At 69.8% G+C, this 14631-nt stretch carries 13 protein-coding genes; 9 read left to right on the forward strand and 4 right to left on the reverse strand.

What is annotated here, in order from left to right:
* Window positions 1-14 precede the first annotated feature (14 nt).
* The 3 genes from gnd to dnaA all read right to left on the reverse strand — a co-directional run bounded on the left by gnd (window position 15) and on the right by dnaA (window position 4636).
* The gene (gene gnd / locus ACGFIK_RS10530) at window positions 15-887 is read right to left on the reverse strand and encodes a phosphogluconate dehydrogenase (NAD(+)-dependent, decarboxylating) (protein ID WP_327023508.1); all 873 of its coding nucleotides are present in this window, start codon (window positions 885-887) and stop codon (window positions 15-17) included.
* A gap of 38 nt (window positions 888-925) precedes the next feature.
* A complete protein-coding gene (gene dnaN, locus ACGFIK_RS10535; RefSeq protein WP_327023509.1) occupies window positions 926-2059 on the reverse strand; it encodes a DNA polymerase III subunit beta in 1134 nt (377 codons plus the stop codon).
* Between the two features lie 765 nt (window positions 2060-2824).
* The gene (gene dnaA, locus ACGFIK_RS10540; RefSeq protein ID WP_393338865.1) at window positions 2825-4636 is read right to left on the reverse strand and encodes a chromosomal replication initiator protein DnaA; all 1812 of its coding nucleotides are present in this window, start codon (window positions 4634-4636) and stop codon (window positions 2825-2827) included.
* Window positions 4637-5284: 648 nt separating this feature from the next.
* On the opposite strand from dnaA, the gene rpmH reads away from it, so the two are divergent.
* The 9 genes from rpmH (at window position 5285) to ACGFIK_RS10585 (ending at window position 13354) form a co-directional block, all read left to right on the forward strand.
* A complete protein-coding gene (gene rpmH / locus ACGFIK_RS10545) occupies window positions 5285-5422 on the forward strand; it encodes a 50S ribosomal protein L34 (RefSeq protein ID WP_007073824.1) in 138 nt (45 codons plus the stop codon).
* A 35-nt stretch (window positions 5423-5457) separates the two neighbouring features.
* A complete protein-coding gene (rnpA, locus tag ACGFIK_RS10550; protein WP_327023511.1) occupies window positions 5458-5871 on the forward strand; it encodes a ribonuclease P protein component in 414 nt (137 codons plus the stop codon).
* 44 nt (window positions 5872-5915) lie between these two features.
* On the forward strand, window positions 5916-6155 hold the full coding sequence (yidD, locus tag ACGFIK_RS10555; RefSeq protein ID WP_327023512.1) for a membrane protein insertion efficiency factor YidD: 240 nt from the start codon (window positions 5916-5918) through the stop codon (window positions 6153-6155).
* Complete coding sequence (gene yidC / locus ACGFIK_RS10560; protein ID WP_327023514.1) at window positions 6156-7136, forward strand: membrane protein insertase YidC; 981 nt, start codon at window positions 6156-6158, stop codon at window positions 7134-7136.
* A gap of 212 nt (window positions 7137-7348) precedes the next feature.
* Window positions 7349-7921, forward strand: coding sequence for a R3H domain-containing nucleic acid-binding protein (locus ACGFIK_RS10565; protein ID WP_327023515.1), 573 nt, complete (start codon window positions 7349-7351; stop codon window positions 7919-7921).
* A gap of 106 nt (window positions 7922-8027) precedes the next feature.
* Window positions 8028-8735 (forward strand): 16S rRNA (guanine(527)-N(7))-methyltransferase RsmG, encoded by a 708-nt coding sequence (gene rsmG, locus ACGFIK_RS10570; protein ID WP_393339007.1) that lies wholly within the window; start codon window positions 8028-8030, stop codon window positions 8733-8735.
* 539 nt (window positions 8736-9274) lie between these two features.
* Window positions 9275-10252, forward strand: a complete 978-nt coding sequence (locus tag ACGFIK_RS10575; protein WP_393339009.1) for a ParA family protein — start codon at window positions 9275-9277, stop codon at window positions 10250-10252.
* 27 nt (window positions 10253-10279) lie between these two features.
* A complete protein-coding gene (locus ACGFIK_RS10580; RefSeq protein WP_327023517.1) occupies window positions 10280-11290 on the forward strand; it encodes a ParB/RepB/Spo0J family partition protein in 1011 nt (336 codons plus the stop codon).
* A 1134-nt stretch (window positions 11291-12424) separates the two neighbouring features.
* Window positions 12425-13354 (forward strand): hypothetical protein, encoded by a 930-nt coding sequence (locus ACGFIK_RS10585; protein WP_393338870.1) that lies wholly within the window; start codon window positions 12425-12427, stop codon window positions 13352-13354.
* Window positions 13355-13636: 282 nt separating this feature from the next.
* Here ACGFIK_RS10585 and ACGFIK_RS10590 read toward each other — a convergent pair whose 3' ends face one another.
* On the reverse strand, window positions 13637-14629 hold the full coding sequence (locus ACGFIK_RS10590; protein WP_327023519.1) for a D-alanine--D-alanine ligase: 993 nt from the start codon (window positions 14627-14629) through the stop codon (window positions 13637-13639).
* Between the last annotated feature and the right edge of the window lie 2 nt (window positions 14630-14631).

Below are 14631 nucleotides of genomic sequence, written 5' to 3' on the forward strand. Positions count from 1 at the left end.
GGGCCGGGTGCCGGTCAGCGCTTGCGTACGGCGTGGCCGCCGAACTGTTGGCGCAGTGCGGAGACGGCCTTCAGGGCCGGCGACTCCTCCTGGCGGGAGGCGAACCGGGCGTACAGCGAGGCGGTGATGACGTGTAGGGGTACGGCCAGGCGGACCGCCTCGTCGACCGTCCAGCGGCCCTCGCCGGTGTCCTCGGTGTAGTCGGTCAGCTGGGCCAACTCCGGGTCCTCGTCGAGCGCCCGGTCGAGCAGGTCCAGCAGCCAGGAGCGCACCACGGTGCCTTCCCGCCAGGACTTGATCACCCCGGGCACGTTGGTGACCAGCTCGGAGGCGGTCATCAGCTCGTAGCCCTCGGCGTAGGCGTGCATCAGGCCGTACTCGATGCCGTTGTGCACCATCTTGGCGTAGTGGCCGGCACCGACCGGACCGGCGTGCACGAAGCCGTACTCGCTCTCGGGCTTGAGGGCCTCGAAGATCGGCATGAGTCGCTCGACGTGCTCCTCGGAGCCTCCGACCATCAGGCCGTAGCCGTTCTGCCGGCCCCAGACACCCCCGGAGACCCCCACGTCGACGTAGCCGATGCCGCGCTTGTTGAGGCGTTCGGCGCGCGGGGCGTCGTCGCTGAAGCGCGAGTTGCCGCCGTCGATGATGATGTCGCCTTCGCCGAGCACCTCGGCCAGTTCGTCGATGGTGGCGTCGGTGACGGCGGCGGGCACCATCACCCAGACCGCGCGGGGGGCCGCCAACTTCTCGGCCAGTTCCGCGACGTTCGCGACATCACTCAGCTCCGCGTTGTGGTCCAAACCGACCACCTCGTGTCCGGCGGCGCGCAGTCGCTCGCGCATGTTGCCGCCCATCCGACCGAGGCCTACCAGGCCGAGCTGCATCTCGTGGTTACCTTTCGTGGGGTGCTGGTGCTCTGCGATCAGCGGGATACGCGGATCGGCATGATGAGGTACCGGTACCCACCGATGAGCTCGCCATCCTCGCCGGCAGGGGAAATCACCGCGGGCTTGAAGGCGTCGACGAACTGCAGTACGGCGAACTGGGCGCCGAGGTTTGACAGCCCGTCGATGAGGTACTGCGGGTTGAAACCGATGGTCAGGGGTTCGCCGGTGAAGGTGGCCTCCATGGCCTCGCTGGCCCGGGCCTCCTCGGTGCCGCCGGCCTCGACGACCAGCCCGTCGGCGCTGAAGCTGAGCAGTACGGGGGTGGTGCGTTCGGCGACCAGGGCCACCCGCTTGACGACCTCGATGAGGGTGCTCACCGGCACCCGGGCCTCGGCGTTGTGGCTGGCGGGGAAGAGCGAGCGCACCGGCGGGTAGTTGGCCCCGTCGAGCAGCCGGCTGGTGGTGCGCCGGGTGCCGCCGGAGAATCCGATCATCCCCTCGCCGGCCGAGCCCTGGGACAGGGCCATGGTGACCTGGCCGCCCAGCGGCCCGAGGGCCTTGGCGGTGTCGTTGAGGGTGCGGGCCGGCACCAGGGCGTTGATGCTGATCTGCGGGTCGTCCGGGTTCCACTCCATCTCGCGCAGCGCCAGGCGGTAGCGGTCGGTGGCGAGCATGGACAGGGTGCCACCGGACAACTCGACCCGGACCCCGGTCATCATCGGCAGGGTCTCGTCCCGGCTGGCCGCGACGGCCACCTGGGCGACGGCGGCGGCGAAGGCGGCCGCGTCGATCGTGCCGGCGCTCTCCGGCATCTCCGGCAGGGTGGGGTAGTCCTCCACCGGCATGGTGGGCAGGGTGAACCGGGCGCTGCCGCAGACCAGTTCGAGGTGTGCCCCCACTGCGGCGATGTCCACCGGCTTGCCGGGCAGGGCCTTGGTGATCTCGGCCAGCAGGCGGCCGGAGACCAGCGCGGCGCCGTCGGCGTCGCCCTGCACCTCCACGGTCACCTGGCTGGAGACCTCGTAGTCGAAGCCGGAAACCTGCAGGGTGCCGTCGGTGACACGGAGCATCACGCCGGCCAGCACCGGCACGGACGGCCGGTTGGGCAGGCTCTTGGCGGTCCAGGCCACGGCCTCGGCGAGCGCGTCGCGCTCCACTCGGAACTTCATCAATGCCTCCGCGTCGACGTCGACGTCGTCAACTCTCTCATGCCGGCCGCTGCCCACTGACCCGCCTGGCGTGCGGTACCCCTCGCACCTTAGGGCGCGAGGGTATCGGCTGTGTGTCCGACCCCGCGGATCGTGTCGATGCTGACGCGGTCTGCGGCAGCAATCGAGACGATCCACAGGAAGTCCAACGGTGATGATTGGTTTTCGTTCTTTTAGAAGAGATAACCCATCGTCTTCATCGCACCTGTGCAAACTGTGGAGAACTCTCGTCTGCCCTGGTCAGAGCGTTGCGGGCCGGTGGGTTTCTTGTGGACAACCCGGGGTACAACCTGCTGCTTCGTCCACAGGTGGTCTCCGCGTCCCCAGTTGTCCACCGTCGTCCACTGGTTATCCACCGGTTATCCACCGACTTTCTCCCCAGCCCTGTGGATCGGGGTGGACCGGATCAGGCTCGTTTTCCCCAGAACCTTCAACAGGTTGCCCACAGGGGGGTCCTGGGCGGTGGACAGAGCGAGCGGTTGTCCACAGGCGTCCACAGGCGTCCACAACCCTGTCCCCAGCTTTTCTCCACAGCCTGTGGGTAACCGGCCATATGCAGCGCGTGGTTATCCACAGCCTGTGGGTGAGGAGTTGTGGACAACGAGTGGGCGCCTGTGGGGTCACGGCCTCGATGCTGTGGTCTACACCTCGTCGAGAGTCAACTCTGCGGCACCAGAAAGCCCGGCCGGGTGGTCCCGGCCGGGCTGCTGTGGAGACGTACGTCTCTCAGGTGTTCTGCTTGATCCGGTTGGTCAGCTCGGCGATCTGGTTGTAGAGCGAGCGCCGTTCGGCCATCTGCTGGCGGATCTTCCGGTCGGCGTGCATGACGGTGGTGTGGTCCCGGCCACCGAAGGCCTGGCCGATGCGGGGCAGCGACAGGTCGGTCAGCTCGCGACACAGGTACATGGCCACCTGGCGGGCGTTGACGAGCACCCGGGAGCGGGAGTGGCCCCGCAGGTCCTCCAGGCTGACACCGAAGTAGTCGGCGGTGGAGACCATGATCTGGTCGGCGGTGATCTCCGGGCCGGCGCCGTCCGGGATGAAGTCCCGCAGCACCTCCTCGGCCAGGGACAGCTCGACACTGGAGCGGGTCAGGCTGGCGAAGGCGGTGACCCTGATCAGGGCCCCCTCCAACTCCCGGATCGAGTTGGACACCCGGGAGGCGATGAACTCCAGCACGTCCGGCGGGGCGTACAGCCGCTCCTGCGCCGCCTTCTTCTGCAGGATCGCGATCCGGGTCTCCAGGTCCGGCGGCTGGATGTCGGCCAGCAGGCCCCACTCGAAGCGGGTCCGCAACCGGTCCTCCAGGGTCGCCAGCTGCTTCGGCGAGCGGTCCGAGGTGATCACGATCTGCTTGTTGGCGTTGTGCAGGGTGTTGAAGGTGTGGAAGAACTCCTCCTGGGTCCGCTCGCGGTTCTCCAGGAACTGAATGTCGTCGATCAGCAGGATGTCGACATCGCGGTAGCGGCGCTGGAAGGCGCTGGTCTTGTCGTCCCGCAGGGAGTTGATGAAGTCGTTGGTGAACTCCTCGGTCGAGACGTACCGGACCGAGCGGGCGTTGCCCAGGGTGGTGGCGTAGTGCCCGATGGCGTGCAGCAGGTGGGTCTTGCCCAGCCCGGAGCTGCCGTAGATGAACAACGGGTTGTACGCCTTCGCCGGTGACTCGGCCACCGCGACCGAGGCGGCGTGGGCGAAGCGGTTGGACGAGCCGATGACGAAGGTCTCGAACATGTACTTCGGGTTGAGCCGGTTACCGCCGCTGTCCGCACCGGCCGGCAGCCGCCGGTCGTCGCGGGAGCGGTGATCCTGGCCACTACGACCGGGACCGCTGTCCGTGCCGCCGTCGCCCGGCATCGGGCGCATCAGGTGCTGGTCGCGGGGAGGCTCGCCGTACCGGCCGCCGAATCCGTGCGGGCCGCTGGGCGGCGGATCCACCCGGCCGGCCTGTTCCGTGTAACCGAGTCGCTGGGCCGGCCGCCGAGCGTCACCCGGCCGGCTCGGCTCTACGAAGGCCGTACCGAAGAGGGTCTCCTGACCCTCGGCCACGGGCGGACCGGTACGCGGGCCGGCGGTGGCGTCGGCGGGGTGGGGGGCCTCCGGTGCCGGGCGATCGAACCGGTGGGGGTGGTGCTGCTCGGGGATGAGCGGCAGCTGCTGGCGGTCCTCGGTCGGCGCGTCCGGCGCGGCGGGGCCGTCGAAGTCGACCGGGCCGCCGTCGTGCGCCCCCGCGCCCGGCTCCGGAGCGCTGCGGTAGACCGTGCCTTCGGTACGGCCGTCCTCGGGCAGCCGAACGGTGACCGCCACCTGTATCGGTCGGCCGAGCCGGCGGGTGAGAGCCTCGGTGATGGCCGGCCGCAACCGCGACTCGATCACATCTCGGGTGAAGGCGTCGGGCACGGACAGCAGCACGGTGTCCTCGACGATGGCCCGCAACCGGGTCAGTCGCAGGTACGCCCGCTGCTGCGCGGAGATGATCTCGTCGGCGAGTTCATCCGTGGTCGCCGTCCACACCGCGGCAAGGTCGGTCGTACCGGCCACCGTCGTGCCACCCCCTCGCCTCTGCTCCCGGATGCCGCTGTCCCCCCGGCCATCCGGGAGGCCCAGTGCCGGGCAGGTGTGACCGGTAGCCCACCCGTCGTCCCACCCGGTCGTTCTCCACAAGTTATCCACAGCCTGTGTACCGACCGATTGTGGCCGCCTGCCGGGCGTGGGTCGGACCTACCCCCTGCCATGGCCGGGTGCTGAAGCGGGGTTCACCGTGCCGAACGATTCACCACCGTGTCCGGTCTTGCCCTGCCGGCGACATCCCGGACCTGGAGACGCTGACCGCAATCGGGCACGGTAACAGCGATGTCGCCGCATCATCAACCGTCGACGCGCCTGGCACCTTGTCGGCATCAGTGAAAACAGCCCCTTCGGTCCTCCTTCGTCCCAGGTGACCGTACGGGTCCCGCTGGTTTGACGGTCATTGCACCCCGACCTACGCTGGAGGGGCTGCTCTCACGCCCTCTGCTAGGGTGATGGGTGCTCGCTGCCTGTGAGGGCTCCCGACGTTCCTGAGATGTCGCGGAGTGTGCGCTCGTCGCACCCGTCCGGGCAGCACCGATCGAGGCCGCCACGCGGCGGCCTGGCCCACCATGACCTCGGCGACTGATGCCGTGGCCGTCCGACAACGGAGAGCCTGACGTGAGCAAGCGCACCTACCAGCCGAACAACCGCCGGCGCGCGAAGACCCACGGCTTCCGGCTGCGTATGCGCACCCGGGCCGGCCGCGCCATCCTTTCGACCCGTCGCGCCAAGGGTCGCGCCCGCCTGTCGGCCTGAGGCCGACCGGGCCCGCTCCCGGGGAACTGGCAGTCGTGCTGACAGCCGCGCATCGACTGCGGCGCAGCAGCGACTTCGCCGCAGCGGTTCGCGGTGGCCGTCGGGCTGGTCGAGGCACCCTGGTGGTGCATCTGACACTACCGGCGGTTACCGGAGGCACACCAGACGTAACACCGGAACCGGCACGGGGTGGCACGGAGGAGAACTCCGCGCCGGTGTCCCGTGCCGGTTTCGTGGTTTCCAAGGCCGTGGGGCCGGCGGTGGTCCGGAACAAGGTCCGTCGCCGGTTGCGGCATCTGGTCCGGGAGCGGCTGGCGGACCTACCGCCCGGGAGCACCCTCGTCGTACGGGCCCTGCCGGCCGCTGCGGAGGCCACCTACCAGCGCCTCGGTGCCGACCTGGACGACGCTCTGAGCGCCGCCCGGACCAGCCGGGGGCGGCGACGGTGAGCACCCAGCCGCCGGTGGGCCCGCCGACCAGCCTCGGTGCCCGGATGCTGACCCTGCCCATCATCGCGTACCGTCGGTGGATAAGTCCGGCACTGCCGGCCCGCTGTCGGTTCTACCCGTCCTGTAGCGCGTACGCCCTGGAGGCGGTCACCCGACACGGCGCCTTTCGGGGAGCCGGGCTGACGGTCCGGCGACTGTCGCGCTGCCATCCATTCAATCCTGGTGGATACGACCCGGTACCGGAGCCGGGCGACCGCCGAGCTGCCGACGTGACTGGAGCCTGAGTGTTTAGTCTCGACTGGATCTACTACGCGATCTCGTGGATCCTGCTGGCCTGGCATTCGGCCTGGGACGCCATCGGGGTTCCGGACACCACGGTCATCGGCACCAACTGGTCCTGGATCCTGGCCATCATCTTCCTGGTGGTCACCGTCCGGGTGATCCTCTTCCCGATCTTCGTCAAGCAGATCAAGTCGCAGCGGGCGATGCAGGCGCTTCAGCCGCAGGTGAAGGCCCTGCAGGAGAAGCACAAGGGTGACCGGGAGACGCTCCAGAAAGAGATGATGGAGCTCTATCGGAAGGAAAAGGCCAACCCGTTGATGGGCTGCCTTCCGATGTTCCTCCAGATCCCGGTCTTCCTCGGCCTCTTCCACGTGCTGCGCCGGCTGAACCCGGATCCGGGGAAGACCAACAAGGACATCTACGGCTGGACGGTCGAGCAGTTCAACAGCGCCTCGGACGCCACCCTGTTCACCGCCCCGATCGCCAGCAAGTTCGGCTCCACGGCGGCGGAGCTGGCCCAGCTCGGGGCCAACGGCACCACCGTCAAGATCATGGCCGGTGTGCTGGTGCTGGTGATGATGGGCACCACCTACCTCACCAGCCGTCAGATGATCCTCAAGACCGGCTGGGCGGAGGACCCCCAGCAGCGGATGATCCAGCGCCTGATGCTCTACGGCATCCCGCTGTCCCTGTTGGTCTCCGGCGCGATCTTCCCGATCGGTGTGATCATCTACTGGGTCACCAACAACCTCTTCACCCTCGGCCAGCAGCAGTGGGTGCTGCGGAAGTTCCCCCCGCCGGTGACCGCTACCAGCAAGCCGGGCACCGGCAAGCAGCAGCCGGCGAAGACCACCGGCCTGTTCGGCCGCAGCAAGCCCGCCCCGGAGCCGACCAAGCCGGCCGCGCCGAAGGTCGCCGGCCCGAAGCCGGGGGCCAAGCCGGCCAACCCGAAGAAGGGCCGCCCCGCCAAGCGGCAGGGCTGAACCCTCCGGGCCGTCGCCGGGAAGCCGGTGACGGCCCGTCGCGTGACGTGCTGCCGCCGAGAGGCCGGCGCCGCAGGCGGGAAGCGCCGCGCAGGTCGCGGTGGAGGGGCGAGACTGCCCCTACAGACGTGCCCGTGGGCACCGGCGAGGTCCCGCCGGCCCCGGGGAACCAGCGGACCGCAGGTCCGGCCGAGCGAGTACGGAGATGAACCGTGACCGACACCAGCATCCCCCGCGCCGACCAGCCCACGGACGAGGAGCCGACTGCGGCGGCTCCGGTAGACGGCGAGCCTGAGGCGACCGAGGCGGCGCCGTCCAAGAGTGAGGGCGACCTGTTCCGGCAGAGTGAGATCGCAGCCGACTATGTCGAGGGGCTCCTCGACATCCTCGACTACGACGGCGACATCGACGAGTTGGTGTCCGGTGGTCGACCGGTGGTCGAGGTGGTCGGCGGCCGCCTGCAGAATCTCGTCGGCCAGCGGGGTGCCACCCTCGAAGCCCTCCAGGAGTTGGCCCGACTGGCCGTCTTCCGGCAGACCGGGTCACCCAGCCGACTGCTGCTCGACGTGGGTGGCTACCGGGCCGGCCGGCGCAAGGAACTGGCCGCGGTGGCGCGTAACGCCGTCGAGAAGGTCAAGGAGCACGGCGAGGCGGTGCGGCTGGAGCCGATGTCCGCCTTCGAGCGTAAGTGCGTGCACGACGTGGTGAACGCGATCGACGGGGTGGAGAGCGAGTCTGAAGGTGTCGAGCCCAACCGGCGGATCGTCGTCCGCCCCGCGGACTGAGCGGGTGAACCGAGACGACCTCCAGGGTGTCCCGACCGGCCCGGGTGGCGCGCCGCCCGGGCCGCCGGCTGTCCGGCCCGGACACCCTGCCTCGCCCGACCCGACCGTGGCGGTGTTGCCACCGGAGTTGGCCGGGGCGGCCGGGCGGCTCTTCGGTGATCGGCTTGACCTGGCTGCCGCGTACGCCGAACTGCTGGCCACCGACGGTGTCGTACGCGGCCTCATCGGGCCCCGCGAGGCACCTCGGATCTGGGACCGGCATCTGCTGAACTGCGCGGTGGTGGGTGAGTTGATTCCAAACGGCGCCACCGTGATCGACGTGGGGTCCGGGGCGGGACTGCCCGGGCTGGTGCTCGCCATCGCCCGTCCCGACCTGCGGGTGACCTTGCTGGAACCACTGGCCCGTCGCACCGCCTTCCTCACCGAGGCGGTGGAGGAGTTGGGGCTGGACGTTGAGGTGCGGCGAGGTCGGGCCGAGGAGGCCGCGACGGGACCCGACCCGTTGCAGGCCGACGTGGTGACCGCCCGTGCGGTGGCGCCCCTGGACCGACTGGCCGCCTGGTGCCTGCCGCTGGCGGTGCTGGGTGGCCGGCTGGTGGCCCTCAAGGGCGCCTCGGCGGCAGAGGAGATCGTCGAACATGCTCCGGCGGTGCAACGCCTGGGCGGGGCGGAGCCCGTGCTGCACCGGTGCGGCGAGGGCATCATCGACCCGCCCACCGTGGTGGTCGAGATCGCGCGAGACCGTCTGGTGGGTGCTGCGGCCCGTGCCGCGGTCAAGAAGGCCCGGGGAAAGAGGTCCCGCCCGCAGCGGTGAGCGGGGCTCATATTCCCCTCCGGGCGGCGGTCAATGTGGGTGTAATCCGGCGGGTTGCGAACCCAACATGGACCGGCCACGCCCATGGGCCGTAGGCTGGCCGCGCGTCGATAGTGTTGGAGCGGGCGGCGATGGATCTTCTCTTGGCCTGCCCCTCCTGCCGGGCGACACCTCTGCGAGACAACGCGAGTGGCCCGGCTGACGGCTGCGGACCGACCATCCGAAGCGGGCAGGGATGACAGGTGCATGACGACGGCAGGTATGACGATCCGCGCGTGACCGGGTCCGCTGGTGACCCTGTTTCACGTGAAACCGAATACCCGGGTTGGCGGTCCTCCGGGGCCGGGTCGAACCCGTCAGACCCTCACGCGGAGGAGTCCCCAGCGGATGCGCCGTGGCCGCGCAGCGGAGAGGCGGGTCGGGAGGGGCCGGATTCAGCGGCTCGCCCGGGCAATGCCACCCCGGAGGCGCGGGTGATTCCGATCCGTCGAAACACCTCGGCCTCGGCACGTTTCGAGGCGGCACCCTCGTACCAGCCCGTGCCGGACCCTCGGCCTGCGTCCGACACGCCCGCCGGCCCCTACGAGCCGGCAGCACCCGAGGCCGCGTACGTTTCACGTGAAACCCCGACGCGCGAAGAGGATGACCCACCGTTGGCTATGGAGGCGATGCGCGCCGTGCAGATCCTGAATCCCAGTGGCGAGGTGACAATGCCTCGGCCGGAACGGACCCGGGTGATGTGCGTCGCCAACCAGAAGGGCGGCGTGGGGAAGACCACGACCACGGTCAACCTGGCAGTGGCGCTGGCCCTGCATGGCAACCGGGTACTGGTGGTGGACCTCGACCCGCAGGGCAACGCCTCCACCGGGCTGAACGTTCCGCACCACACCGGGGTGCCGGACGTGTACGACTGCCTGATCAACAGCGTGCCCCTGGAGGAGGTGGCACAGGGGGTTGAGGGCATCCCGAACCTCTGGTGCGTACCGGCCACGATCGACCTGGCCGGCGCGGAGATCGAACTGGTCTCCGTGGTGGCCCGCGAGTCCCGGCTGGCCCGGGCGATCGACGCTTACCCCGGGCACTTCGACTACGTCTTCATCGACTGCCCGCCGTCGCTGGGCCTGTTGACGGTGAACGCCTTGGTGGCCGCCCAGGAGGTTCTCATTCCCATTCAGTGCGAGTACTACGCGCTGGAAGGGCTGAACCAACTGATCAACAACATCAATCTGGTACGCCAACACCTCAACCCGCGGCTTGAGGTGTCCACCATCCTGCTCACCATGTACGACCGGCGTACCCGGCTCGCCGACGCCGTCGAGCAGGATGTGCGGAACCACTTCGGTGACAAGGTGCTGCAGGCGGTCATCCCCCGTAACGTCCGGGTCTCCGAGGCGCCCAGCTACGGCCAGTCGGTGATGACCTACGATCCCGGATCGCGGGGGGCGACGAGTTACTTCGAAGCTGCCCAGGAGATCGCCGAGCGGGGCGTCAAGGAGCCGGTGAGCCGGAATGCGTAGTGCGGATGAGGCGCTGGGAGGCGTGGCATGAAGAACCGTCCTCGGGGCGGTCTGGGACGGGGCCTGGGGGCCCTGATTCCGACCGGACCGGCACCGGATGCCGGTGCTGGTTCTGCCGTGATCCCGGCCGAAGCGAGCGCGGCGCAGGCCGTCGAGATGGCACCTGTGGTGCCGTCGCCGGCTCCGGCGATCGCCCCTGATCCGATCCTGAGCCCGGTGCCCGGCGCACGCTTCGCCGAGATCCCGGTCGACTCGATCGTGCCCAACCCGAAACAGCCCCGGCAGGTCTTTGACGAGGAGGCCCTGGAGGAGCTGAAGACCTCGATCCGGGAGGTCGGCTTCCTCCAACCGATCGTGGTCCGGCAACTCGACGACGAGAAGTTCGAACTCGTCATGGGCGAGCGGCGCTGGCGAGCAGCCCAGGCGGTCGGGCGGGAGACCATCCCGGCGATCGTCCGGGACACCCGCGACGATGCGATGCTCCGGGACGCACTGCTGGAGAACATCCACCGGGCCAATCTGAACCCGCTGGAAGAGGCCGCGGCCTATCAGCAGCTGCTGGAGGAGTTCGGGGCCACCCACGAGGAGCTGGCCCGCCGGATCGGCCGCAGCCGACCGCAGATCTCCAACACCATCAGACTGCTGAACCTGCCGGCACCGGTGCAGCGCCGGGTAGCCGCCGGGGTGCTCTCGGCGGGGCACGCTCGGGCGCTGCTGAGTCTGGAGGACTCCGAGGCCCAGGAGCAGTTGGCGCTGCGGATCGTGGCCGAGGGCCTGTCGGTACGAGCGACGGAAGAGATCGTCGCGCTCTCGCTGAGCGAGGGCACCGGGAAGAAGGAGCCGGCCAAGCGTCGGGCCAAGCCGCACGCCCCCGGGCTGGATGATCTGGCCGACCGGCTCTCCGATCGCTTCGACACCCGGGTCAAGGTCGACATCGGCCGGAGCAAGGGCAAGATCACTATCGAGTTCGCCACGGTCGACGACCTGGAGCGGATCGTCGACCTCATCGGGGTGGACCGGAATCAGCCGGAGGGCTGAGGGGCGACGACCCCCGACAACGGCCGCATCTTCTTCGGAAGGTGCGGCCGTTCTGCTGGGCCAGTTTCACGTGAAACCGTTCCGGGCCCGTTTCCCGTGAAACGCCGCAGAGGTCGTCGCCTGGGCGCCGGAAGGCTCCTTCCTCAGCCGAGGGCGGGCCAGCAGGTTCGCGGCGGAGGCCACCGGAGCACCGCATGCGGACCGTGCCGAACCTGATCAGTCTCGGAGTTGCCGATCGGGCGTCTCACTGAGGGGCGTGCCGGGCCAAGCCACCAACGGCGGGTGCGTAGGTGCGGGGCGGACAGTCGAGTGGTGTGCCGGGCTGGACATGGGCGGAGACCGCCGGCAGGCCGAGAGTGGGGCCAGGGGTGTAAGAGCCAGGGGTGAACGGGAGTCAGGCCCTATCGACGACGGGCATGTGCCCACCCAGGACATGAAGCTGACTTTGGCGGCCTGAGCGGGAGCCAGGCTGAGTGAAGGCAGTGGGGTGGGGTTCGAATGCCGGACTATCGTTCGGGTGGCCCCAGGGCGACCAGCGGCGACGATCCGGCGGTCACCGCCGGGACCACCGCGAGACCGCAGGGCAGCCCGCCGTCGCGCGCAGGTGACCTGTCGGCCACGATCCCTGTCGAACTGCTTGCCCGCAGAACGGCCTAGCTCTCGTGGAGTGGCCGGGACCGGAGGCTGATCGGCCTCTCTCACGTCCGCCGTCCCAGGCGGGTCGTCACCTTAAGCCAGACACCCGCGTTACCTAGAAGGTCGGCACTCCGTCAGCGGGCGTCGCAGGAGGGACGACGATCGGTCTCCCCGGCGCCCAAGAATCGCATCGAGCCGGTGTTCGGTTTCACGTGAAACGGGCCTCCGGATCCGGGCGGATGTCGCCCCTACAGGTCGTCCAGACCCGGAAATGTTATCCACACCCGTTATCCACAGCCCGGCGCCGTTTCACGTGGAACAACTACCGAAAGCCCTTGTTGAGGCAGGGCTTGCCGGTCTGCCGAGACCATCGGACAGCCTGTGGATATCCCTGGGGACAACGGCCAGGGGCGGCCCGAGTCGACACCGAGACCACCGGCTGAGGCGAACTCGATTCGGGTGGGGACAGGGGTGCCGGACTCGGTTAGGGTCAGCCTCGTGCCCGACACCCCTCCCTCAGTTCCGGACTTCACCCAGTGGCCGTCCTTCCCCTTCGAGGGTGACCTGCGGGTCAAACGCCTCGACGATCCCGTTCCGGTAGAGCCGCCCCGCAAGGGCGAGGCGCACCGGGAATGCACCGCCTGCCAGGCGCCGGACGACGCCTACATCTGGGTCGGTGAGCGGTGGCGCGTGCGTGCGATGGACCGCCCTACCGGCCTGCCGATGGTTCTCATCCTGGAATCCCGATCCCACCTGGACCTGGGGGACCTGCCCAACCTCCTCGCCGCCGAGCTGGGGGTGATGACCGTCCGACTGGAACGCGCCATCCGGTCCCTGGACGGGGTGGCTCGGGTCCATGTCAACCGCTGGGGAGACGGCTCGGCTCACCTGCACATGTGGTTCCTCGCCCGTCCGTACGGGCGGCTCCAGTTGCGGGGAACCTTCCTCTCCCTCTGGGACTCGATCCTGCCGCCCATCTCGGAGGAGAAGTGGCGAGAGAACCTGGCCCTGGTGGCCGCCTGGCTGGCGGAGTTCGGTGGACGTCCGCTGGCCGAGCCGCCCCGAATTCAGTGGCAGGCCCCGTCCAGCCTCGCCGCGCAGTCCGCCCCGGCCAAGGGTGAACCGACCGAGGGCGGGTCGCTGCTGGACGCCATCGGGGAGACCGCGGAGCCTCCCGATGCGCCGGGCGGAGTGGTCGAGCCCGCTACCGAGGCGCCGGCCACCACCCCCTCGGCCGAGGCGGCCGAGGCGGCCGAGGCGGCCGAGGCGTTGCCACCGCAGCGCAGCATCCCGGAACAGGAGGCTGGGTCCGACGCTGAGGAAGTCCCGGCCGAGCCGGAAGAACTGCCGACCGAGGAGGCCGATGCGGCGACCCCGACCGGGCCTACCGCTGGGAGTAAGAAAGCGACTTCAGGCCCGCAGGCGTGAGCAAACCCGGCCGGCCGCCTTTAGCGACCCCGGCCCGCAGGCGTGAGTAACCTCCGGCCCGCAGGCCGTGAACGAACGGCGTGAAGTCAACGGCACCCGCAGGCGTGAGGCAACGGCGCCCCTAGGCGTGCGCGAACGCCCAGCAAGCGTGCGCTAGCGGTGCCAGGAACCGCCCAGACCGAGCGGGCACGCAACCGGGTACTCCGGAGGGCTAGGGGGCCGTCGAGCTGGCCCAAGAGCCCACGCTGTAGCTGGCGCCCGTGGCCAGGTGCTGTGGAGGGGTCAGCGGCGAGCTGCGGCGCGGGCGACCAGGGAACCGATCACCCGGCCGAAGTCCAGCCCGGCCGCCTGCACCGCCAGTGGCAGCAGCGAGGTCTCCGTCATCCCCGGGGAGACGTTGACCTCCAGGACGTGCGGCTGTCCGGCCGCGTCGACGATCAGGTCCACCCGGCTGAGGTCGCGTAGCCCGAGGGCCGCGTGGGCGGCCAGCGCCACCTCGCCCACCGCCTCGGCGACGGCCGGTTCCAGTCGCGCGGGGGTGTGCCAGGTGGTCCGGCCGGCGGTGTAGCGCGCCGCGTAGTCGTAGACGCCGTTGCGCGGCACGATCTCGACCGGCGGCAGAGCCTGGGGCCCGTCGCCCAGGTCGATGACGGAGACCGCTACGTCCATGCCGGGCACGTAGCGCTCCACGAGGGCGGTGGGGTCGTACGCGAAACAACCGACCATGGCGGCCGGCAGGGACCCCGCGTCCCGGACCACGGCGGCGCCGAGGCCGGAACCGCCCTGGGCGGGCTTGACCATCAGCGGCAGCCCCAGCCGGTCGACGATGCGATCCAGCACCGCCACCGCGCCCAACTCGCTGAACCGGTCGTGAGGCAGGGCCACCCAGTCGGGGGTGGCGATGCCGGCTTCCCGGAGCACGGCCTTGGCCGAGGGCTTGTCCCAGGCCAGGCGGGAGGCACGGGCGTCACACCCGACGTACGGGATCCCGCAGAGGTCGAGCACCCCGCGCAGCGAGCCGTCCTCCCCGGTGGCCCCGTGCAGGGCGATCACCACGGCGTCCGGCGGATCGGCGGCCAGCGCCGGCAGCAGGGCCACGTCGGCGTCGCGCAACTCGGCCGGTACCCCGACCGACCGCAGGGCGTCCAGCACCCGGCGGCCCGAGCGCAGCGACACGTCCCGTTCGTACGACAGGCCACCGGCCAGGACGACCACGTGCAGGTCTTCGGCGGTGGGACCGGACACGTCAGTTCCTTCGGCAGCGGCAGCACCCATGT

It is taken from the genome of Micromonospora sp. NPDC048871 (assembly GCF_043198155.1).
Lineage (GTDB): Bacteria > Actinomycetota > Actinomycetes > Mycobacteriales > Micromonosporaceae > Micromonospora.

What these genes read in the sequence shown, in the direction of transcription:
- ACGFIK_RS10590 (WP_327023519.1), bottom strand. Translation starts at nt 14,629, where the DNA reads ATGGGTGCTGCCGCTGCCGAAGGAACTGACGTGTCCGGTCCCACCGCC.
- yidD (WP_327023512.1), top strand. Translation starts at nt 5,916, where the DNA reads ATGCTGACCCTGCCCATCATCGCGTACCGTCGGTGGATAAGTCCGGCA.
- gnd (WP_327023508.1), bottom strand. Translation starts at nt 887, where the DNA reads ATGCAGCTCGGCCTGGTAGGCCTCGGTCGGATGGGCGGCAACATGCGC.
- dnaN (WP_327023509.1), bottom strand. Translation starts at nt 2,059, where the DNA reads ATGAAGTTCCGAGTGGAGCGCGACGCGCTCGCCGAGGCCGTGGCCTGG.
- ACGFIK_RS10580 (WP_327023517.1), top strand. Translation starts at nt 10,280, where the DNA reads ATGAAGAACCGTCCTCGGGGCGGTCTGGGACGGGGCCTGGGGGCCCTG.